The following is a 20,725-nucleotide window of genomic DNA, read 5'->3' as shown; positions in this document are numbered from 1 at the left end:
TGTGGACGGGGCGCATATTAAGATCGGATTGCAGGGCTGTCAAACGAATTTTTCAAAATATTCAAAAAATTTTTCACAGATAACAATCACTTACCGCCCTCCCCTTGCCAAAACTGAACACTGAGCCCCGCGGGAGCGGGTTTACCCGCTCCCACAAGTTCGGCTTATGGCCTCGGGACCACTGTCAGGCGATGGAGGCCAGCAGCTTTTCCCACTCTTTGTTTTCTTTCTTCGACACACCACCCAGCAGGTCCAGGGCCTGGCGCAGGCGGTAGCGGGTCAGGTCCGGGCCAAGGATTTCCATCGCGTCCAGCACCGAAACCGAGCTGGCCTGGCCGGTAATGGCGGCAAACATCAGCGGCATGGCATCACGCAGCTTCAGCTCCAGCGCCTCGACCACCGCCTGGATGCAACCGGTGATGCGCTCTTTTTCCCACTGACGCAGGCTTTCGAGCTTCCACAGGATCAGCTGGATCACCTGGCGTACCTGGTCGGCCGACAGCTTCTTGCTTTCGAACAGCTTGGCGTCCAGCTTCAGCGCGCCTTCGAAGAAGAACCCGCCCAGCGGGGCAACCTGGCTGAAGGTTTCCACCCGGCCTTGCACGTGTGGGGCGATCTTCATCATGTAGTCGCTGTTGAACGCCCACTTCTGCAGGCGCGCGGCGAACTCCTCGACCGGCAGTTCGCGCAGCCACTGGCCGTTCAGCCAGGACAGCTTCTCGATGTCGAAGATCGGGCCGCCCAGCGAGATACGCGACAGGTCGAAGTGCTCGACCATCTCGGCCAGCGAGAACTTCTCGCGCTCGTCCGGCATCGACCAGCCCATGCGGCCCAGGTAGTTGAGCATCGCCTCGGGCATGAAGCCCATGCGCTCGTAGAAAGTCACCGAGGTCGGGTTCTTGCGCTTGGACAGCTTGGACTTGTCCGGGTTACGCAGCAGCGGCATGTAGCACAGCTTGGGCTGTTCCCAGCCGAAGTATTCGTACAGCTTGATCAGCTTGGGTGCCGATGGCAGCCACTCTTCGCCGCGCAGCACGTGGGTGATGCCCATCAGATGGTCGTCGACCACGTTGGCCAGGAAGTACGTCGGCAGGCCGTCGTTCTTCATCAGCACCTGCATGTCCATGCGGTCCCACGGGATCTCGACATCGCCACGCAGCATGTCTGGTACCACGCACACGCCTTCGCTCGGCACTTTCATGCGGATCACGTGCGGCTCGCCAGCGTCCAGGCGGCGCTGCACTTCCTCGGCGCTCAGCAGCAGCGCGCGGCCGTCGTAGCGCGGGGTTTCGCCACGGGCTTGCTGTTCTGCGCGCATCTGCTCCAGCTCTTCGGCGGTGCAGAAGCAGTAGAAGGCATGGCCGGCGTCAACCAGCTCCTTGGCGTACCTGGCGTAGATTTCGCCACGCTCGCTCTGCCGGTAAGGGCCGTGCGGGCCGCCGACGTCCGGACCTTCGTTCCATTCGATGCCGAGCCAGCGCAGGGCATCGAAGATCTGCTGCTCCGACTCGCGCGTGGAGCGCAGCTGGTCGGTGTCTTCGATGCGCAGGATGAACTCACCGCCGTGCTGCTTGGCAAAGCAGTAGTTGAACAGGGCGATGTAGGCAGTGCCGACATGGGGGTCGCCGGTAGGCGATGGCGCGATACGCGTGCGTACGGTGGTCATGGAGAGTCTCGAACGAAAGATGAAACAAAGGCGGGATGTTAGCAGGAGGCAGGCACCTGGCTCCAGCAATGGCGCGAACGTCACTTGTCGACCGGCCATGTGCCGCTGTTAAATTTATTTACATTTCTGGAACGATAGTCCTCATGCCTGCCCAACTCAAACGCCGCCTGCTGGTCTTCTTCACCTTGGTGGCCGTCATCTCCCTCGCCTTCCTGGGCCACTGGTACTTCAAGGGCCGCTTCTACGAAAGCACCGACAACGCCTACGTACAGGGCGAGATCACCCGCATTTCCAGCCAGTTGGGCGCACGCATCGACGAGGTGCGGGTCGAGGACAACCAGCACGTCAAAAAAGGCGACCTGCTGGTGCGCCTGGAGTCCGCCGACTTCGAACTGGCCGTGCAACGCGCCCGCGCCGCCCTGGCCACCCGCGAAGCCGAGCAGGTGCAGGCGCAAAGCCGCCTGACCCAGCAAGCCAGCCTGATCGCCGCCGGCCAGGCCCAGGTGGCGGCCAACCAGGCTACATTTGACCGCTCGCGCCTGGACCTGAGCCGTGCCGAGAAGCTGCGCAAACCAGGTTTCGTATCGGAAGAACGGGTCACCACCCTGTCCGCGGACAGCCATGTCGCCGGCTCGCAGGTCGACAAGGCCCGTGCCGACCTGCAAAGCCAGCGCCAGCAAGTCAACGCATTGACCGCCGAACTCAAGCGCCTCGACGCGCAGATCGCCAACGCCCGCGCCGACCTGGCACAAGCCGAACTGAACCTGACCCGCTGTGAAATCCGCGCACCGATCAGCGGCAGCATCGGCCAGCGCAACGCGCGCAATGGCCAGGTGGTACAGGCCGGTGCCTACCTGCTGTCGATCGTGCCGGATGAAGACATCTGGGTGCAGGCCAATTTCAAGGAGACCCAGATCGGCCGCATGCAGCCCGGCCAGCGTGCCGAGCTGCTGTTCGACAGCTACCCCGACACACCGATAGAAGGCCGGGTCGACAGCCTTTTCGCCGCCTCCGGCGCGCAGTTCAGCCTGCTGCCGCCCGACAACGCCACCGGCAACTTCACCAAGGTGGTGCAGCGTATTCCGGTCAAGCTGACCTTCCGCGCTGACAACCCGCTGCACGGGCGCATCCGCCCTGGCATGTCGGTGACCGCCACCGTCGACCTGCGCAGCGAAGACGAAGGTCACAATGGCCGGTGACCAGCTGCTCAGGCCAACCGCGGAGCCGACCAGGCGGGACTGGATCGCGGTAATGAGCGTGATGCTCGGCGCCTTCATGGCGGTGCTGGACATCCAGATCACCAACTCGTCGCTCAAGGACATCCAGGGCGCACTGTCGGCGACGCTGGAGGAAGGCTCGTGGATTTCCACCTCTTACCTGGTCGCGGAAATCATCATGATCCCGCTCACCGCCTGGCTGGTGCAGCTGCTGTCGGCGCGGCGCCTGGCCGTGTGGGTGTCCAGCGGCTTCCTGTTGTCGTCACTGTTATGTTCGATGGCCTGGAACCTGGAGAGCATGATCCTGTTCCGCGCCCTGCAAGGTTTTACCGGCGGTGCGCTGATCCCGCTGGCCTTCACCCTGACCCTGATCAAGCTGCCCGAACACCACCGCGCCAAGGGCATGGCCATGTTCGCCATGACCGCCACCTTCGCCCCCTCCATCGGCCCCACCTTGGGCGGCTGGCTGACCGAGAACTGGGGCTGGGAGTACATTTTCTACATCAATATCCCACCGGGCCTTGTGATGATCGCCGGCCTGCTGTACGGGCTGGAAAAAAAGGACGCGCACTGGGAACTGCTGAAAAGCACCGATTACGCCGGCATCGTCACCCTGGGCCTGGGGCTTGGTTGCCTGCAGGTGTTCCTGGAGGAAGGCCACCGCAAGGACTGGCTGGAATCGCAGCTGATCGTCGGCCTGGGCAGCATCGCCCTGGTCAGCCTGATCACCTTCGTCATCCTGCAGTTTTCCAAGCCACACCCGCTGATCAACCTGCGCATCCTCGGCAACCGCAATTTCGGCCTTTCGAGCATCGCCAGCCTTGGCATGGGGGTGGGCTTGTACGGGTCGATCTACCTGCTGCCGCTGTACCTGGCGCAGGTGCAGGACTACAACGCCTTGCAGATCGGCGAGGTGATCATGTGGATGGGTATCCCGCAGCTGTTCCTGATCCCGTTGGTGCCGCAACTGATGAAAGTGGTGTCGCCCAAGGTGTTGTGTGCCCTGGGGTTCTGCCTGTTCGGCGCCGCCAGTTTCGGCTCGGGGGTGCTCAACCCGGATTTTGCAGGGCCGCAGTTCAACCATATCCAGATCATCCGTGCCATCGGCCAGCCCATGATCATGGTGACCATTTCGCTGATCGCCACGGCGTATATACAGCCGCAGGATGCGGGGTCGGCGTCGAGCCTGTTCAATATCCTGCGTAACCTGGGCGGTGCGATCGGCATTGCGCTGCTGGCCACCCTGCTGGATGCACGGACCAAGGTGTATTTCGATTACCTGAGGGAGGCGGTGGTGCCGAGCAACCCGCAGGTGGCGGAACGGTTGGCGCAACTGGCAGAGCGGCTGGGCAATGACAATGCGGCGCTGGGCAAGTTGAGCGAGATCACTCACCAGCAGGCGTTGATCATGGCCTATAACGATGCGTTCCACTTTGTGGGGATTGGGTTAGCGGTGAGCATGGTGGCGGTGTTGTTGACGCGGAAGTTGCCAGAGGGGCTGAAAGCGGGAGAAGCACATTGAGGCTATTTCAGACTGTATGCGGTCCCTGTGGGAGCGGGCGTGCCCGCGAACACCGGCGCAGCCGGTGCCAGCCACCGCGTTGAATTCTTCGCGGGCACGCCCGCTCCCACAAGGCCCGCGCAAGGCTTCAGCTGGTAATCAACCGCTCGCGCAGCTGGGCAATCTCGTCGCGCAATTGCGCCGCGGCCTCGAACTCCAGATCGCGGGCGAACTGCATCATCTTCTCTTCCAGTTGCTTGATGCGCTTGGTGATCTCGCCCGGCGTGCGCAGCTCGGCCTCGTAACGGGCGCTCTCCTCCGCTGCCTTGGCCATGCCCTTGCGCTTCTTGCTGCGCGCGCCGGGCACGGTGGCGCCTTCCATGATATCGGTGATGTCCTTGACCACACCTTTGGGCACGATGCCATTGGCCAGGTTGAATGCGATCTGCTTCTCGCGACGACGCTCGGTTTCGTCGATGGCGCGCTGCATGGAACCGGTGATGTTGTCGGCATACAGGATGGCCCGGCCATTGAGGTTACGCGCAGCACGGCCGATGGTCTGGATCAGTGAGCGCTCGGAGCGCAGGAAACCTTCCTTGTCGGCATCGAGGATCGCCACCAGCGACACCTCGGGCATGTCCAGGCCCTCACGCAGCAGGTTGATGCCCACCAGCACGTCGAAGGTACCCAGGCGCAGGTCGCGGATGATCTCCACCCGCTCGACGGTGTCGATGTCCGAGTGCAGGTAACGCACCCGCACGTCGTGGTCGGCCAGGTAGTCGGTGAGGTCTTCGGCCATGCGCTTGGTCAGCGTGGTGGCCAGCACCCGCTCGCCCTGTGCCACGCGCTTGCGGATTTCCGACAGCAGGTCATCCACCTGGGTAAGCGCCGGGCGTACTTCCACCTGTGGGTCGACCAGGCCGGTGGGGCGCACCACCTGCTCTACCACGCGCCCGGCGTGCTCGGCCTCATAGGGGCCCGGGGTGGCGGATACGAAGATGGTCTGCGGGCTGACGTCCTCCCACTCGTCGAAACGCATCGGCCGGTTGTCCAGCGCCGAAGGCAGGCGGAAGCCGTACTCGACCAGGGTTTCCTTGCGCGAGCGGTCGCCCTTGTACATGGCGCCGACCTGCGGAACGCTGACGTGGGATTCGTCGATCACCAGCAGCGCATCGGGCGGCAGGTAGTCGTACAGGGTGGGCGGCGGCGCCCCGGCCGGGCGCCCGGACAGGTAGCGCGAGTAGTTCTCGATGCCGTTGCAGTAGCCCAGCTCCAGGATCATCTCCAGATCGAAGCGGGTGCGTTGCTCCAGGCGCTGGGCCTCGACCAGCTTGTTGGCCTTCTGCAGGTATTCCAGGCGGTCCTTGAGCTCTTCCTTGATGCCCTCCACCGCCTCCAGCAGGGTTTCCCGCGGGGTGACGTAGTGGCTCTTGGGGTAGAAGGTGAAACGCGGCAGCTTGCGGAAGACCTCGCCGGTCAGCGGGTCGAAGGCGGCGATGTTCTCCACCTCGTCATCGAACAGTTCGATGCGGATGGCCTCGAGGTCCGATTCGGCCGGGAAGATGTCGATAACATCGCCGCGCACGCGGAAGGTGGCGCGGGCGAAGTCCATCTCGTTGCGGGTGTATTGCAGGTCGGCCAGGCGGCGCAGCAGCGCGCGCTGGTCGAGCTTGTCGCCGCGGTCCACGTGCAGGACCATTTTCAGGTAGGTCTCGGGGCTGCCAAGGCCGTAGATGCACGACACGGTGGTGACGATGATCGCGTCACGCCGCTCCAGCAGCGCCTTGGTCGCCGACAGGCGCATCTGCTCGATGTGGTCGTTGATCGAAGCGTCCTTCTCGATGAAGGTGTCGGACGACGGTACGTAGGCTTCAGGCTGGTAGTAGTCGTAGTAGGAAACGAAGTACTCCACCGCATTGTTGGGGAAGAACGCCTTGAATTCGCCATAAAGCTGCGCGGCCAGGGTCTTGTTCGGCGCAAGCACCAGGGTAGGCCGCTGCACCTGCTGAATGACGTTGGCGATGCTGAAGGTCTTGCCCGAGCCAGTCACCCCGAGCAGCGTCTGGTGCGACAGCCCCGCCTCGATACCTTCGACCATCTGGCGGATGGCCTCGGGCTGGTCGCCGGCCGGCTGGAAACGGGTGACGAGCTGGAACTCGGACATGACGGACCTCGCGGTGTTGCAGCAACTGTAAATTTAGCCAGTAGTCTATACCCAAATGCGCCCGCCGGGGGGCGCTTTCAAGGCACAGCTGTGAGCGCTTGTTGCGGTGGACCCGGCAATTAGACCAATGGTCGAAAAATATTTGCGCAAATGACCTGAAAAGCGATGCCGGACTGTCGCGGTGACCGGTCGGTATCACTATACTGACTCCCCGTTTGTGCACCGCTTCAGTGCATTCGGGCTGGAGCGTGTACGTCCTATCACACTCCAATCAGAGCCAAGGTAACAATGAGCCTGTTTTCCGCTGTCGAGCTGGCACCCCGCGACCCTATTCTGGGCCTCAACGAAGCATTCAACGCCGACCCACGTACCGACAAGGTCAACCTGGGCGTGGGCGTGTACTGCAATGAGGAAGGCCGCATTCCGCTGCTGCGCGCCGTGATCGAAGCCGAGACCCAGCGTGCCGCCCAGCACGCCTCGCGCGGCTACCTGCCGATCGACGGTATCGCCACCTACGACCAGGCTGTACAAAAGCTGCTGTTCGGCGCCGAGTCGCCACTGCTGGCCGCCGGCCGCGTGGTTACCGTGCAGGCCGTCGGCGGTACCGGCGCACTGAAGATTGGCGCCGACTTCCTCAAGCGTGTGTCGCCGAACGCCGTGGTTGCCATCAGCGACCCGAGCTGGGAAAACCACCGTGCGCTGTTCGAATCGGCCGGCTTCCCGGTGCAGAACTACCGCTACTACGACGCGCCGACCAACGACGTCAACCGCGCCGGCATGCTCGAAGACCTGAACAACCTGCCGTCCGGCTCGATCGTGGTGCTGCACGCCTGCTGCCACAACCCGACTGGCGTCGACCTGAGCCTGGACGACTGGAAGAACGTCCTGGAAGTGGTCAAGGCCAAGGGCCACGTGCCGTTCCTCGACATGGCCTACCAGGGCTTCGGTGACGGCATCGCCGAAGACGCCTTCGCCGTGCGCCTGTTCGCCGAGTCGGGCCTGGAGTTCTTCGTGTCCAGCTCGTTCTCCAAGTCGTTCTCGCTGTACGGCGAGCGCGTCGGTGCGCTGTCGATCGTCACCGCCTCCAAGGACGAGAGCACCCGCGTGCTGTCGCAGGTCAAGCGCGTGATCCGCACCACCTACTCCAACCCGCCGACCCACGGTGCAACCATCGTTGCCACCGTGCTGAACAGCGCCGAACTGCGCCAGATGTGGGAAACCGAGCTGGCCGAAATGCGCGAGCGCATCCACGGCATGCGCAAGCAGATGGTTTCGCTGCTGGCCGAATATGGCGCCAACCGCGACTTCAGCTTCGTTGGCCGCCAGGTTGGCATGTTCTCGTACTCGGGCCTGACCGTCGAACAGGTCGCCCGCCTGAAGAACGAGTTCGGCATCTATGCGCTGGACACCGGCCGCATCGCCGTGGCCGCGCTGAACCAGAGCAACATCCACGTAGTGACCAAAGCTATCGTGCAGGTGCTGTAACTCATTGTTTTGCCTAGGGGTGGCTTGACTTCCCCTGGGCAATCAGTAAGATACGCACAGATTCCGCGATAGCTCAGTCGGTAGAGCAAATGACTGTTAATCATTGGGTCCCTGGTTCGAGTCCAGGTCGCGGAGCCAAACATTGAAAACCTCCAGATGCGCAAGCACTGGAGGTTTTTTGTTGCACTTATCCCCTCATGCCAGCGCACGGCTGCTGTATCGTCCGAGATCCCTCGACGAGCACAGGCAAGCATGAAAGCCAACGATTTCACCCAGAACGCTCAGCAAGCGGTAGCAATCGCCGCCAACCAGGCCCTCCTGGCAAGCCGACAAGCAACGTTCGCCGTGGGTGGCTGCATCATTGAAAATGCCACTGGCAAGGTACTGGTCGCCCTGCACAACCGCGTGCTGGAGCCCTCTGCCAGCCAGGCGCAACCCGCATTCAGGCTCCGCGACCCAACGGGGCATGGTGAGCGCCGGCTGGTCGACTGGTATTTCGACAACCAGCAGCGCCTTGCCCTCCCCCCCACGCATGAACTGACCGTCATCACCACGCTCGACCCCTGCGCCATGTGCGCAGGCGCCTTGCTGACTGCCGGCTTCAATGTTGCCGTAAGTGCGCTCGACACCTTTGCCGGCGTCAATCATGACGGCCGTTTCGAATTCCCCGGCCTGCCGGCCGCACTTCGTCTGCGCGCGCAAGCCACGTGGGGCTACTATGCTGTCGGCAGCCCTTTTGATCGCGACTATGTCGGGCCGGCGCAAGGGCCGGTCTACGCTGGCGAACGCATCGACGCCGCAACGATGTGCCTTACCCGTTCGTTGTTCGAGGCCAGCGTGAACCACGTGCACGACGAAAGCAGCAACGCCGGCCTGCCGCCATCTGCCCTGAAAGACCCGATCGCCCTACCCAGCCGAAGCCTGGTACGCCAGGCCCTGGCGGGCTTGAGCCCATGGAGCCTGCGCAGCAAAAGTGCAGACCCTCGCCTGCCCGGCATCGAACTTGCCGAGCCGTTGGTCGACACAGCTCTCGCGGCAGATACATGCAATGCCGTAGCCTTGCTGGACCCATTCGGCAATCTGCTGGCTTGCCTGGGCGGTGACGAAACGCGCTCTCCCATTCGCACTGCATTCATGGAGACCACTCGCAGCTACGCCGCGTTGCGCTGGAACCTGATGAACCATGACGATCCACAGGTCCGTGAGGAAGCACAACAGCATCTGACCCACCCCCGTTACTGCACATTCGTCCTGCTCCGTTTTCCGGACCCGGCCGACAGCGAGGCGGTCATGACCCTTGGAGCGTATGGCTCCACCATGGAACGGCACACCGCGCCGTCCTTCCCCTCAAGCCTGCAATATGTGTTGCTGCCAACAGGCTGCACTGCCAAGGATGTTGCTCGACTGGCGCAAAATCTGCCGCCGTTCTACACGAGCAACGTGCAGGTCGCGCCTTGCCAGGTACTGGACCCGAACCTGATGCAGGAAGTTACAACCCGGCTGGGGCAGGCTCAGCGCTCCGAGCCTGCTGCCGGATAGGGCAATGTGACCGCACTGCCTTCATCCACCAGGCTCCAGACCAGCAACTTGGCTGACTGCTTCTGACTGGCGTTGCGCGACACGCTGTGCACGGTACCCGGGGCTTCGTACCAGTATTCACCGGCCTTGTAGGTTTTCTCCGGCTCGTTATCGAGCTTCGATACCACTGCCCCTTCCAGCACGTAGGCCATCACTGCGCCCGGGTGCTGATGCGCAGGTGATGCCTGGCCGGGGGCGTAGCTGACGGTGAGCATCACGGCGCTCTTGCCGGGGGCGTTCGAGGGTTGTTGCTGCTGCAGGACCTTGACCTGGTCGGCAGCGTCGCCGTGCGCCCAGGCAGGGGTTTGAGCGGCGAACAGGGCGAGAAGGATGATGCTAAAGGGTTTCATGGGGGCTTCTCCTGGATGGCAATTGCCTGCAGGTTAGGCCTGTGGGGCAGAGAGACAAATGACCAATTCGGGGAAAAACCAAGAGGCCGATCATTGCCTGTGCCGTCCTCTTCGCGGGCAAGCCCGCTCCCACAGGTACGGCGCAGTCCCTGAAGCCTCCAGAAAACCCTGTGGGATCGGGCGATCCCGCGAAAAGGCCGGTGCAGGCACCAGATATCTCAGCTGCTACGCCCGATCGGATAAAACTCACCGTGGCTCCAGACCCCAAGCCACTCTTCCCCGTCGATCTCACGCGGCACCGCCAGCTCTACCAACTGGTAGAACACATTGCGATGAATCAGCGCCTCGAGGTTGTTGCGCATCAGCACATACGGCGATGGCTCCTGCGTGACCGGGTCGATCACCACGCGCAGCGGGTTGGCCGGCCCGGCTTCGACCTGGTCCTCGACATTGCTGGTGAAGCGCAGCACCTGCTGCTCACCCTCACCTTCCACATCCAACGCCACAGCCACGAACGGCGCATCGTCGACGCGGATGCCCACCTTCTCTACCGGGGTAATCAGGAAGTAGTCATCGCCATCGCGGCGGATGATGGAGGAAAACAGCCGCACCATCGGCTTGCGACCGATCGGCGTTCCCAGGTAATACCAGGTGCCATCACGGGCGATGCGCATGTCGATGTCGCCGCAGAAGTCCGGGTTCCACAGATGTACCGGCGGCAGGCCCTTGGCCTTGGGAATCTGCGCCAGAAGATCATTGGCCTTGCCGGAATCGCTCATCACGCTTGCCTCATTCACTCACACCCAGAAGGCTACGAGCGTACTCGCGCATCGGCGCGCCTAGCAAATCCTCCGGGGTTTTATCGTGGAACGTCAACAAACCGCCACGGCTCTTGATACGTGCAGTGTCGATCAGGTAGCGGGTGCTGGTTTCGATGAGCATCATCTGCACCACGCCGGTGTCCCAGCCCAGGCGGTCGACCGCTTGTTCGTCATACCACTCGTCGCCATTGCCGATACGGTCGTCGGTGCGCGCGAAGCGGGTGTACAGCACGTAGTCGGCACCCACCGAACGCGCCTGGGCAATGGCCTCTTCCAGGCCCAGTGGCCCTTGGGCGCGACGTACCAGCGGGAAATATTCGACGAAGCTCTTGTAAGCCTGCTCGGCCACCGCGTTCTGCCGCGGCACCGGTCCCTTGCCCGGAGGCACGAACGCGCCCTGGCCGATGAAGATGAACGAATCGGGCTGCAGGCGGATCGACAGGGTGCGACGGGTATCGCTGTGGTCCAGCAGACCGGCATCGCTCATGTGGTAACGGACGCCCTCGCCCATATCGCTGACATTCATGCAACCGCCCAACGCCATCAGCGCCAGCAGCAAAACCAGGCTACGCATCTTTCCTCCAGTGGCCGGCGACGAAAAACCGGCGAATAGCTGGCGGATGCAGCTTTTGCGCCAGCTTCAGCCGCCAATCACCTTCATCACCATCACATCGCCGGAGAACGCCAGGTCCTGCTTGTCTGCCAAGGCCTTGACCAGCAAGCGCTGCAGCGCCGGCAGCGCCTGATGGCGCGGTTTTTCCAGAAGGTCGCCGACGAAATGGCGATTGCCCGACGACAGGCAGCCATGCAGCCAGCCCGTGGAAGACAGGCGCAGCCGCGAGCAGGTGCGGCAGAACGGTACGCTTTCGTTGGCGATCACGCCGAAGTGGCCTCTGCCGGGCACCTGATAACGCAAGGCAGTGGCGTCCAGCGGAGCATCGACCTGAACGTAGGCATGCTTGCCAGCAATCAGTGCGAGCAGTTGGTCAAGGCCGACGAACTGCTGCAGAAAGACGTTTTGGTCACGCGCCAGGTGGCCCATGCGCATGAGCTCGATGAAGCGCAGTTCGAAGCCGCGCTCAAGGCAATAATCCAGCAGCGGCAGCACCTGATCGAGGTTGTGCCCGCGCATCGGCACCATGTTCACCTTGATCTGCATGCCCATGGCGCTGGCCCGCTCCATCCCCGCCAGCACGCTGGCCAGGTCGCCGCCCCGGGCAATACGGCGGAACGCCTGAGGGTCGAGGGTGTCGAGGGAAACGTTCAATCGGCGGATACCTGCCGCCTGCAACTGGGGCAACTTGCGCGCCAGCAACTGGCCATTGGTAGTCATCGAGATATCGTCAAGGTCGAGCTTGGCCACGGCGGCCAGGAAAGCATCCAGGCGCGGACTGACCAATGGCTCACCGCCGGTGATGCGCAAGCGTTCGATGCCGGCGGCTTCGATCAGGTAGGCCACGCCACGAGCCAGTGCCTCCGCCGACAGTTCGTCCTGTGCTGCCACCAGGCGCTTGCCGTCTGGCACGCAGTAGGTGCAGGCATAGTTACAGGCAGCCGTCAGGCTGACGCGCAGGTTGCGAAAACGCCTGCCTTGACGATCGACGATCATGAATGACTCCGGCATGGATGATGGGGGCTGGCAAAACCTGACTCATAAATCAGGTTTTTGCAAGCCCTGCACATCGCCGAAATAGGTAGGAGCAGCCTTGTGCTGCGAAAGGGCCGGTACAGCCATGCAGATGTGTGCTGGCTGTACCGGCCCTTTCGCAGCACAAGGCTGCTCCTACAGGTACTGCGTATTACCTGAACGCGGATGCTTCAGTTCGAAGGTTCCGGGTCGCGCTTGCGCTTGTTGCCCATGCGCACGCCAATGTCCATCAGGAACTGGAAGAAGCCTTCCTGGTCCTCCAGCACATTGCTCCAGAACGGCGAGTGGTAAAGCGCCACGGCGCCGTGCACCAGCGCCCAGGCGGCGCAATAGTGGAAATACGGCGGCACGTCTTCGAGCTTGCCTTCGCTGATACGGCCCTTGATCAGCTGGGTCAGGCGGTCGAAGTTGGAGGCACGTATGCTGTGCAGCTGTTCGACCATTTCCGGTACCTGGTTGCCCTTGACCACCTTTTCTTCCAGGCGGTCGAACAGCCGGTAACGCTGCGGATCGCGCATGCGGAACTCGAAGTAGGCTCGCGACAGGGCTTCCTTGTCGCGATCGACGTCGGCCGAATGCAACAGCGCGTTCAGGTCGCGCTCGTAGTCGAGCATCAGGCGCAGGTAGATCTCCGCCTTGGACTTGAAGTGCTTGTAGATCGTGCCTTTGCCGATGCCCACGGCGTCGGCGATCATCTCGACGGTGACGCTGTCTTCTCCCTGTTCGAGAAAAAGCTTGAGCGCGGTGTCGAGGATTTCCTGTTCGCGACGGCGAAACTCACGGACCTTACGAGGTTCTTTCTGCATAGGAAGGACTGGATGACAATCGAAGCGGTTTATTATGCCTAACTTGCAAGAAATTGCACGGATCATCCAAGCATGTCTGTGTTTCACGATGCTTATGGCCATGCGCTGCGGGAGGAATGAAACGTGGGCGTATTCCAAATTTGTTTAAAAATCGATCAATATGCACTGGCACTGCGCCAAAGCTGACTAATACTTGAAGTGTTGGCGCGGCGCATCCCCCCCCAAGTGGCGCGCCGATAAAGGTGCTCAGGGACCGCGTACCTTTGTTTTACTCCTAATGGTCTTAACCCGGATTCCCCCCCCAGAACCCGGGTTTTTTTTGGGTGTTTCGAGGGGAAATGAAGCCGGGGGTTCAGGTTTGGGGTTGGTGGGGATTGCATGAGGAACACCAGGCGCCCGCCAACCCTTCGAGTCAGGCCACCCGCGCCAACGGGAACAAGCGCTTGAAGTTGGCAGTGGTCTGTTCGGCCAACTGCTCATAACTGGCCCCGCGCAACGAAGCCACGTACTCGGCCACCTCACGCACATACTGCGGCAGATTCGGCTTGCCGCGATACGGAATCGGCGCCAGGTACGGCGAATCCGTTTCCACCAGCAAACGATCGACCGGCACCTGCCGCGCCACTTCACGCAGGGCATCGGCATTGCGGAAGGTAACGATGCCAGACAACGAAATGTAATACCCCAGGTCCAGCGCCGCCTTGGCCATGTCCCAGTCTTCGGTGAAGCAGTGCAGTACGCCGGCCTGCGGCAGGTTGGCCTCGCGCAGCAGCGCCAGGGTATCGGCACGCGCCGCACGGGTATGCACGATCACCGGTTTGCCGGTCTGCCGCGAGGCCTCCAGGTGCAGGCGGAACGAGGCTCGCTGCAACTCGGCTGCTTCCGGCTCGTAGTGGTAATCCAGCCCGGTTTCACCAATCGCCACCACATGCGGGTGAGCCAGCTCGCGCAGCAGCCATTCCAGCGCCGGCGTTTCGCCCGGCGCCAGGTCCAGCGGGTGCACGCCCACCGAGCAATCGACATCGACGTAACGCTCGCTCAGCGCCTTCACCGCACCAGCATTCTCGGCACTGACGCCAATACACAGGAAATGCCCGACCCCGCGCTCACGCGCCGCCTGCAGGGCAGCATCGAGGGAGCCCTGGTGGGCGCTCAGGTCAAGACGGTCAAGGTGGCAATGGGAATCTACGAGCATGGGATAACGACACACATGAAAAAATGAAAATCAGCGGGCGCCCGGCAACTGCAGCCAGTGGGCCAGCAGCGATTCAAGCAGCAGGGCGCGGTTGAGGTTGGCCTTGCCCAGCACCTTCTGGCGCTGTTCCAGGATCCATGCCTGCACCTCCAGCACCTTGGCCTGGCGGCTCTTCTGCGCCAGGTACTGCACCACCTTGCGCATATCGGCCAAGCCTAGCCCCTCCTCGTCCTGGGTCAATTGGTAGCGCAGGATCAAGTGCGCCCAATCGCAGAACCAGTCGAACAGCAGCAACAGCGGTACACCGTTCCAGGCATCGGCCAGCTGGCTGGGCGACTGCTGCTGCTTGAGCAGCTTCTTCACCCCGTCGGTGACCAGTGCACGCTGCTCTCGCACGCCTTGCGCCTGCAAGCTGACCGCCATCAGCGGCGAACCGGCAGCCAGGGTCAGCAACTCGTCGCGCTCGGTCTCATCACTGTCGGGCAGCGCGCCGGCCAGCCAGGCTTGGCTCTGGGCCAGGCTGGGCTGCGGGCAGGCGACCTGCTGGCAACGGCTCTTGATGGTCGGCAACAGGCGGCTGGGCTGGTGGGTGACCAGCAGCAACACGGTATCACCGGAGGGCTCTTCGAGGCTCTTGAGCAGGGCGTTGGAGGCGTTGACGTTCATCGCCTCCACTGGCTCGATCAGTACCACCTTGCGCCCACCCAGCTGCGCGGTCTGCACCACGAAGGCCACCAGCTCGCGTACCTGATCTACCTTGATAGGCTTGTCAGCTTCTTCGGGCTCGAGTACGAAGTTGTCCGGGTGGCTGCCGGCCTTGAGCAGCAGACAGGACTTGCACGCGCCACAGGCCTCCAGGCCCTGGGGCTGCTGGCACAGCAGGCGGGCCATCAGGCGCTCGGCCAAGGCCCGCTTGCCGATACCCTGCGGCCCATGCAGCAGGTAGGCGTGAGCGTGCTGGCTGCGGCCGGCCAGTTGCTGCCAGAGGGCCTGCTGCCAGGGGTAGGCCTCAGCCACGGCAACGCTCCACGATGCCTGGTAGCAACGCATCGATGGAGCGCTGCACGGCCTCCAGGGGCTGGGCGGCATCAAGCAGGGTATAGCGCTGTGGTTCGCGGCCGGCGCGCTGCAGGTAGGCCTGGCGCACTGCTTCGAAGAACGCCTGGCCTTCCTGCTCGAAACGGTCCAGGCGGCCGCGGGCGGCGGCGCGGGCCAGGCCCACTTCGACCGGCAGATCGAAGACCAGAGTCAGGTCCGGGCGCAGGTCGCCCTGGACGAATTGCTCCAGGGTGGCGATCCGCTCGACTGGCAAACCACGCCCGCCGCCCTGGTAGGCGTATGTCGCATCGGTAAACCTGTCACACAAGACTACGGCCCCGCGGGCCAGCGCCGGCCGGATCACCTGCGCCAGGTGCTGGGCCCGCGCAGCGAACACCAGCAACAGTTCGGTGTCGACCGCCATGCTTTCATCGCTGGGCGCCAACAGCAGCTCGCGCACCTTTTCGGCCAGCGGCGTGCCGCCGGGCTCACGGGTCAGCACTACGTCCAGGCCCTGCTCGCACAGGCGCGCAGCCAGGTAGTCGCGGTTGGTGCTCTTGCCCGCGCCTTCGGGGCCTTCCAAAGTAATAAACAAGCCGCTCACAGGCAGTCCTTAATGTTGTTCGTCAGACATCGGCCGTTCGGCCGCTTGCGCGCCGCCGGCTGGGGCGTCCTGCACAGGCGGCTGGTCGGGCGCTGGCTGCACGGTAGACTCGTCGGCAGGGGCTTCGGGTTGTTCGGCCTCGTCGGCACCTGGTTGCGTCTGTTGCTCTGGCTGCGATTGCGGCGCGGGGCTGGAGCGGTAGTCCGCACGGCGCTTGAGCTGGAACTCGCGCACCGCCGAGTTGTGGTCGTCGAGGTCGTCGGAAAACACATGGCTGCCATCGCCACGGGCGACGAAGTACAGGCTGGTGCCATCGGACGGGTTGAGCGCCGCGTGAATCGCTTCGCGACCGACCATGGCGATCGGGGTCGGCGGCAGGCCGGTGATGGTGTAGGTGTTGTAGGGCGTCGGCTCGCGCAGGTCGGCGCGGGTGATCTTGCCGTTGTAGCGCTCACCCATGCCGTAGATCACCGTAGGGTCGGTCTGCAGCATCATGCCCAGGCGCAGGCGCCGCACGAAAACGCCGGCGATCTGCCCGCGCTCCTGGGGAATGCCGGTTTCCTTCTCCACCAGCGAAGCCATGATCAGCGCCTGGTACGGGTCGCGGTATGGCAGGTCGGTGGTGCGCTCGGCCCACTCCTTGGCCAACACTTCGTCCAGGCGCATATAGGCCTGCTGCAGCAACTCGACGTCGGTCATGCCGCGCACGAAGCGATAGGTGTCCGGGAAGAAGCGCCCTTCAGGGAACACCCCGGTATGGCCGAGCTTGTCCATCACTTCCGAATCGGACAGCCCGTCCAGGGTGTGCTTGATCTTTTCATGCTTGGCCACGGCCGCGCGCACCTGGCGGAAGGTCCAGCCTTCGACCAGGGTGAGGTTGTACTGCACCACGTCGGCCCGACGCCAGGCATCGAACAGCTGCTCCACGGTCATGCCGGGGGTCAGGCGATACTCACCGGTGTGCAGAGGGGTGCCGGCCATGTTGAAACGCCAGTACAGGCGCAACCAGACGGCGTCGTCGAGCAACCCTTCGTTCTGCATGCGATAGAACATGCGGTTGGGGGTGGTGCCATTGGGCACGTCCAGCAGGCGCTCCTGCGTCACGTGCAGAGGCTGCTCCAGGACCGAGTTGACCTTCCAGGCCGACCAGCCCACGGCAAGGCCGGCGAGGATCAAGCCCATTTCCAGCAGCAGCAGGAATTTACGTCTCACGAATTCAGGTTTCCAGTAACGTACGGGCAACGGCCTGCAGTTTACGGGTGAGCGGGCCCGGCGACCAGTTTAGCTCGGCAACGCCTCGCACGGGCCAGACACCGTAGACGCTGTTGCAGACAAATACTTCATCTGCCTGCTCCAGAGCGCCGAACGGCAGATCGCAGACCTGCACCGGGATGCCCTGCAGCGCTGCCTGTTCCAGCAACGCGCCCCGCATCACGCCAGCGACGCCACAGCGGCTGAGGTCAGCCGTGAACAGCACGCCATCGCGCACCAGGAACAGATTGCTGTACACACCTTCGATCACCCTGCCCTGCCCATCACGCATCAGGCCTTCGGCATGTTCGCTGTCCTGCCATTCGGCACGGGCCAGCACCTGCTCCAGGCGGTTGAGGTGTTTGAGGCCGGCCAGCAGCGGTTGTTCCCCAAGCCGGGTCTGGCACGGAAACAGTCGCACGCCCTGCTCGGCATTTTCGACAGGATAGCTGGGCAACGGGCTGCCCTGCAGAATACGCCGCGGCGCGGCACCGGCAACCGGTGCGTAACCGCGCTGGCTGTCACCACGAGTAAGGATGAGTTTGGCTACGCCATCACCGAGCTGGCTGGCATAGCGCAGGAGTTCGTCGCGTACCAGCGCCAGGTCGGTACTGATCGCCAGGCGCTGGCAACCCAGCGCCAGGCGTGCGAGGTGGCCGTCCAGCAAGCTGGGCCGGCCGTCGCGCACGGCGATGGTCTCGAATAGCCCATCGCCGTAGGCCAGGCCGCGGTTCTGCAGGTTGACTGCAGCCGCCGGCTGGCCATCGATCCAGCTTTGCATCAACCGGCGAACCGGCGGAATACCAGCGAACCGTTGGTACCGCCAAAGCCGAACGAGTTGGACAGCACCACATCGATCGGCATGCTGCGCGCCTGGTGCGGCACGAAGTCGAGGTCGCAGCCTTCGTCCGGCTCGTCCAGGTTGATGGTGGGCGGAGCCATCTGGCTGTTGATTGCCAGTACGCTGAAGATCGCTTCTACGGCACCGGCGGCGCCCAGCAGGTGGCCGGTCATCGACTTGGTCGAGCTGACCGCCAGCTTGTAGGCATGCTCACCGAAGACGCGCTTGATCGCCGCCACTTCGGCCACGTCGCCAGCAGGGGTCGAGGTGCCATGGGCGTTGATGTAGCTGACCTCTTCCGGCTGGATGCCGGCATCGCGCAAGGCGTTGGCCATGCAACGGGCAGCGCCTTCACCGGTGTCGGGTGGCGAAGTCATGTGGTAAGCGTCACCGCTCATGCCGAACCCGACCAGTTCGGCATAGATGGTCGCGCCGCGGGCCTTGGCATGCTCCAGTTCTTCGAGTACCAGGGCACCAGCACCGTCGGACAGCACGAAGCCGTCACGGCCCTTGTCCCACGGGCGGCTGGCCCGGGTCGGCTCATCGTTGCGAGTGGACAGTGCGCGGGAGGCGCCGAAGCCGCCCATGCCCAGGCCGCAGGCAGCCATTTCGGCGCCGCCGGCGATCATCACGTCGGCTTCACCGTAGGCGATGTTGCGCGCAGCCATGCCGATGCAGTGGGTACCAGTGGTGCACGCGGTGGCGATGGCGTAGTTCGGCCCTTGCAGCCCCAGGTGGATCGACAGGAAGCCGGAGATCATGTTGATGATCGAGCCAGGCACGAAGAACGGCGAAATGCGACGCGGCCCCGAATCGTGCAGGGTGCGGCTGGTTTCTTCGATGTTGGTCAGGCCGCCGATACCCGAGCCCATGGCCACGCCAATACGCTGGCGGTTGGCGTCGGTGACTTCCAGGCCGGCATTACGCACTGCCTGGAACCCGGCCGCCAGGCCGTACTGGATGAACAGGTCGAGCTTGCGGGCCTCTTTGGCCGACAGGTATTGCTCGACCTCGAAGCCTTTCACCGAGCCGCCAAAACGGGTGGAGTAGGCAGACAGGTCCGTGTGTTCGATCGGACCGATGCCACTGCGGCCAGCCAGAATGCCCTGCCAGGTGCTCGGTACATCAGTACCCAGTGGCGACAGCATACCCATACCGGTGACCACGACGCGTCTACGCGACACAGTACTCTCCTTTTCTAATGACAGAGTTTCTTGCCATTGCATTCAAGCAATGGAATGAAATGGCAACAAGCTCTTGGTACCCGGTGAACGAGCCCGATCTGCAAAACGCAGGGTGCTCGCAAAGAAAAAACCGCACGCCGGCAAAGGCAGTGCGGTTTTTCCCGACAAGAAGCGTCGACTACAGCGTCTTAGGCCTGGTGGGCTTTGACGTAGTCTACAGCAGCTTGAACGGTAGTGATCTTCTCGGCTTCTTCGTCAGGGATTTCGGTCTCGAATTCCTCTTCCAGAGCCATCACCAGCTCAACGGTGTCAAGCGAATCGGCACCCAGGTCATCGACGAAGGACTTCTCGAGAGTCACTTCCTCTTCCTTGACGCCCAGTTGCTCGGCGACGATTTTCTTGACGCGTTCTTCGATGTTGCTCATACCTAGGTTTACTCCTAATGGATATATGTCAGGCAGCTGGCCGGTGGCTAATTTTATAGAAAGACGTTCGCTTTTCAAGCTCAACGCACCTTCACACCAGTCACCACACCCGCTGCCTGGAATCTGGTTGCAGCTTTATAACGGATTTTAGGCTCGCAGTATGACTCTTTTTTTACGAAATCCGTCACATTGAGTTGCAGTGTTACATGTACATCCCGCCGTTGACCGGCACGGTAGCGCCGGTTACGTAGGCTGCGCCGTCAGATGCCAGGAACGAAACAACCTTGGCAATTTCGTCGGCCTGGCCCAAGCGGCCCAGCGGGATCTGGGTCTGCAGGGCTTCGCGCTGCGCTTCTGGCAGCTCGCGGGTCATGTCGGTGTCGATGAAGCCCGGGGTCACCGAGTTGACGGTGATGCCACGCGAGCCCACTTCACGCGCCAGGGCGCGGCTGAAGCCTTCCAGGCCGGCCTTGGCGGCCGCGTAGTTGGCCTGGCCGGCGTTACCCATGGCACCGACGACCGAGCCGATGCTGATGATACGGCCCCAACGTGCCTTGGTCATGCCACGCAGCACGCCCTTGGACAGACGGTAGAGGCTGTTCAGGTTGGTATCGATCACGTCGAACCACTCGTCGTCCTTCATGCGCAGCATGAGGTTGTCACGGGTGATACCGGCGTTGTTGACCAGGATGGCCGGTGCGCCGAATTGCTCGCCGATGGCGGCCAGCACAGCTTCAACCGATTCGGCGCTTGTCACGTTCAGCTCCATGCCGGTACCGGTGATGCCGTGTTCTTTCAGCGTGGCAGCAATGCGCTCGGCGCCGGAGGCCGAAGTGGCGGTGCCGATCACGGTCGCGCCCTGGCGGCCCAGCTCGAGGGCGATGGCCTGGCCAATGCCACGGCTGGCGCCGGTGACCAGTGCAACTTTACCTTGCAGGCTCATGCAAGCTT

General features: G+C 62.9%; 19 protein-coding genes and 1 tRNA gene. 5 read left to right on the top strand and 15 right to left on the bottom strand.

The window, feature by feature from the left end; all coding sequences use genetic code 11:
- Positions 1-184: 184 nt before the first annotated feature.
- A complete protein-coding gene (gene gltX / locus AC2T3R_RS07445; protein WP_025338230.1) occupies positions 185-1,666 on the bottom strand; it encodes a glutamate--tRNA ligase in 1,482 nt (493 codons plus the stop codon).
- Between the two features lie 143 nt (positions 1,667-1,809).
- Here gltX and AC2T3R_RS07440 point away from each other — a divergent pair, with 143 nt between their 5' ends.
- Both AC2T3R_RS07440 and AC2T3R_RS07435 read left to right on the top strand, forming a co-directional pair.
- Positions 1,810-2,865 (top strand): HlyD family secretion protein, encoded by a 1,056-nt coding sequence (locus AC2T3R_RS07440; protein ID WP_486744862.1) that lies wholly within the window; start codon positions 1,810-1,812, stop codon positions 2,863-2,865.
- Complete coding sequence (locus tag AC2T3R_RS07435) at positions 2,855-4,405, top strand: MDR family MFS transporter (RefSeq protein ID WP_486744861.1); 1,551 nt, start codon at positions 2,855-2,857, stop codon at positions 4,403-4,405. Before AC2T3R_RS07440 ends, AC2T3R_RS07435 begins: the two co-directional genes overlap by 11 nt.
- 127 nt (positions 4,406-4,532) lie before the next feature.
- Here the strand turns inward: AC2T3R_RS07435 and uvrB are convergent, their stop codons facing one another.
- Positions 4,533-6,548, bottom strand: a complete 2,016-nt coding sequence (gene uvrB, locus AC2T3R_RS07430; RefSeq protein ID WP_039615454.1) for an excinuclease ABC subunit UvrB — start codon at positions 6,546-6,548, stop codon at positions 4,533-4,535.
- A 288-nt stretch (positions 6,549-6,836) separates the two neighbouring features.
- Here uvrB and AC2T3R_RS07425 point away from each other — a divergent pair, with 288 nt between their 5' ends.
- The 3 genes from AC2T3R_RS07425 (at position 6,837) to AC2T3R_RS07415 (ending at position 9,572) form a co-directional block, all read left to right on the top strand.
- Positions 6,837-8,033, top strand: a complete 1,197-nt coding sequence (locus tag AC2T3R_RS07425) for an amino acid aminotransferase (protein WP_075044142.1) — start codon at positions 6,837-6,839, stop codon at positions 8,031-8,033.
- A 62-nt stretch (positions 8,034-8,095) separates the two neighbouring features.
- Positions 8,096-8,171 (top strand) — tRNA-Asn (locus AC2T3R_RS07420).
- A 114-nt stretch (positions 8,172-8,285) separates the two neighbouring features.
- Complete coding sequence (locus AC2T3R_RS07415; protein WP_486744859.1) at positions 8,286-9,572, top strand: cytidine/deoxycytidylate deaminase family protein; 1,287 nt, start codon at positions 8,286-8,288, stop codon at positions 9,570-9,572.
- On the opposite strand, the gene AC2T3R_RS07410 is transcribed toward AC2T3R_RS07415, so the two are convergent.
- The 13 genes from AC2T3R_RS07410 to fabG all read right to left on the bottom strand — a co-directional run bounded on the left by AC2T3R_RS07410 (position 9,545) and on the right by fabG (position 20,717).
- Positions 9,545-9,961, bottom strand: coding sequence for a cupin domain-containing protein (locus AC2T3R_RS07410; RefSeq protein ID WP_039615452.1), 417 nt, complete (start codon positions 9,959-9,961; stop codon positions 9,545-9,547). The genes AC2T3R_RS07415 and AC2T3R_RS07410 overlap by 28 nt on opposite strands.
- Before the next feature lie 218 nt (positions 9,962-10,179).
- Positions 10,180-10,740, bottom strand: coding sequence for a DUF1285 domain-containing protein (locus AC2T3R_RS07405; RefSeq protein ID WP_486744858.1), 561 nt, complete (start codon positions 10,738-10,740; stop codon positions 10,180-10,182).
- A gap of 10 nt (positions 10,741-10,750) precedes the next feature.
- The gene (locus tag AC2T3R_RS07400) at positions 10,751-11,356 is read right to left on the bottom strand and encodes a DUF4823 domain-containing protein (protein WP_013971585.1); all 606 of its coding nucleotides are present in this window, start codon (positions 11,354-11,356) and stop codon (positions 10,751-10,753) included.
- Between the two features lie 66 nt (positions 11,357-11,422).
- Positions 11,423-12,391 carry a GTP 3',8-cyclase MoaA gene (locus tag AC2T3R_RS07395; RefSeq protein WP_015269416.1) on the bottom strand — a complete coding sequence of 323 codons (969 nt, stop codon included), beginning with the start codon at positions 12,389-12,391 and terminating at the stop codon, positions 11,423-11,425.
- A 209-nt stretch (positions 12,392-12,600) separates the two neighbouring features.
- Positions 12,601-13,236, bottom strand: coding sequence for a TetR/AcrR family transcriptional regulator (locus AC2T3R_RS07390; protein WP_003260720.1), 636 nt, complete (start codon positions 13,234-13,236; stop codon positions 12,601-12,603).
- Between the two features lie 412 nt (positions 13,237-13,648).
- Complete coding sequence (locus tag AC2T3R_RS07385) at positions 13,649-14,431, bottom strand: TatD family hydrolase (protein WP_486744857.1); 783 nt, start codon at positions 14,429-14,431, stop codon at positions 13,649-13,651.
- Positions 14,432-14,461: 30 nt separating this feature from the next.
- The gene (locus AC2T3R_RS07380) at positions 14,462-15,448 is read right to left on the bottom strand and encodes a DNA polymerase III subunit delta' (protein ID WP_015269415.1); all 987 of its coding nucleotides are present in this window, start codon (positions 15,446-15,448) and stop codon (positions 14,462-14,464) included.
- A complete protein-coding gene (gene tmk, locus AC2T3R_RS07375) occupies positions 15,441-16,073 on the bottom strand; it encodes a dTMP kinase (RefSeq protein ID WP_486744856.1) in 633 nt (210 codons plus the stop codon). Before tmk ends, AC2T3R_RS07380 begins: the two co-directional genes overlap by 8 nt.
- A 9-nt stretch (positions 16,074-16,082) precedes the next feature.
- Positions 16,083-17,285 (bottom strand): endolytic transglycosylase MltG, encoded by a 1,203-nt coding sequence (gene mltG, locus AC2T3R_RS07370; protein ID WP_015269413.1) that lies wholly within the window; start codon positions 17,283-17,285, stop codon positions 16,083-16,085.
- 4 nt (positions 17,286-17,289) lie between these two features.
- Entirely contained in the window at positions 17,290-18,105 is an 816-nt protein-coding gene (gene pabC / locus AC2T3R_RS07365; RefSeq protein ID WP_486744855.1) for an aminodeoxychorismate lyase, read from the bottom strand.
- Positions 18,105-19,349, bottom strand: coding sequence for a beta-ketoacyl-ACP synthase II (fabF, locus tag AC2T3R_RS07360; protein ID WP_015269411.1), 1,245 nt, complete (start codon positions 19,347-19,349; stop codon positions 18,105-18,107). Before fabF ends, pabC begins: the two co-directional genes overlap by 1 nt.
- A gap of 188 nt (positions 19,350-19,537) precedes the next feature.
- Positions 19,538-19,774: an acyl carrier protein gene (acpP, locus tag AC2T3R_RS07355; protein ID WP_016715141.1), complete on the bottom strand. Its 237-nt coding sequence runs from the start codon at positions 19,772-19,774 to the stop codon at positions 19,538-19,540.
- Between the two features lie 202 nt (positions 19,775-19,976).
- A complete protein-coding gene (fabG, locus tag AC2T3R_RS07350) occupies positions 19,977-20,717 on the bottom strand; it encodes a 3-oxoacyl-ACP reductase FabG (RefSeq protein ID WP_003247160.1) in 741 nt (246 codons plus the stop codon).
- Positions 20,718-20,725 lie beyond the last annotated feature (8 nt).

This window comes from Pseudomonas sp. PVC-5-1, assembly GCF_057444345.1.
Note: the sequence above shows the minus strand (reverse complement) of the source record. Positions and strands in the feature narration are given on the sequence as shown.

Excerpts from the sequence above, each read along its gene's own strand:
- acpP (WP_016715141.1), bottom strand. The coding sequence starts at position 19,774 with ATGAGCAACATCGAAGAACGCGTCAAGAAAATCGTCGCCGAGCAACTG.
- AC2T3R_RS07425 (WP_075044142.1), top strand. The coding sequence starts at position 6,837 with ATGAGCCTGTTTTCCGCTGTCGAGCTGGCACCCCGCGACCCTATTCTG.
- AC2T3R_RS07385 (WP_486744857.1), bottom strand. The coding sequence starts at position 14,431 with ATGCTCGTAGATTCCCATTGCCACCTTGACCGTCTTGACCTGAGCGCC.
- gltX (WP_025338230.1), bottom strand. The coding sequence starts at position 1,666 with ATGACCACCGTACGCACGCGTATCGCGCCATCGCCTACCGGCGACCCC.
- AC2T3R_RS07440 (WP_486744862.1), top strand. The coding sequence starts at position 1,810 with ATGCCTGCCCAACTCAAACGCCGCCTGCTGGTCTTCTTCACCTTGGTG.
- uvrB (WP_039615454.1), bottom strand. The coding sequence starts at position 6,548 with ATGTCCGAGTTCCAGCTCGTCACCCGTTTCCAGCCGGCCGGCGACCAG.
- AC2T3R_RS07405 (WP_486744858.1), bottom strand. The coding sequence starts at position 10,740 with ATGAGCGATTCCGGCAAGGCCAATGATCTTCTGGCGCAGATTCCCAAG.
- AC2T3R_RS07395 (WP_015269416.1), bottom strand. The coding sequence starts at position 12,391 with ATGATCGTCGATCGTCAAGGCAGGCGTTTTCGCAACCTGCGCGTCAGC.
- AC2T3R_RS07410 (WP_039615452.1), bottom strand. The coding sequence starts at position 9,961 with ATGAAACCCTTTAGCATCATCCTTCTCGCCCTGTTCGCCGCTCAAACC.
- pabC (WP_486744855.1), bottom strand. The coding sequence starts at position 18,105 with ATGCAAAGCTGGATCGATGGCCAGCCGGCGGCTGCAGTCAACCTGCAG.
- AC2T3R_RS07390 (WP_003260720.1), bottom strand. The coding sequence starts at position 13,236 with ATGCAGAAAGAACCTCGTAAGGTCCGTGAGTTTCGCCGTCGCGAACAG.
- AC2T3R_RS07435 (WP_486744861.1), top strand. The coding sequence starts at position 2,855 with ATGGCCGGTGACCAGCTGCTCAGGCCAACCGCGGAGCCGACCAGGCGG.
- fabG (WP_003247160.1), bottom strand. The coding sequence starts at position 20,717 with ATGAGCCTGCAAGGTAAAGTTGCACTGGTCACCGGCGCCAGCCGTGGC.
- AC2T3R_RS07400 (WP_013971585.1), bottom strand. The coding sequence starts at position 11,356 with ATGCGTAGCCTGGTTTTGCTGCTGGCGCTGATGGCGTTGGGCGGTTGC.
- AC2T3R_RS07415 (WP_486744859.1), top strand. The coding sequence starts at position 8,286 with ATGAAAGCCAACGATTTCACCCAGAACGCTCAGCAAGCGGTAGCAATC.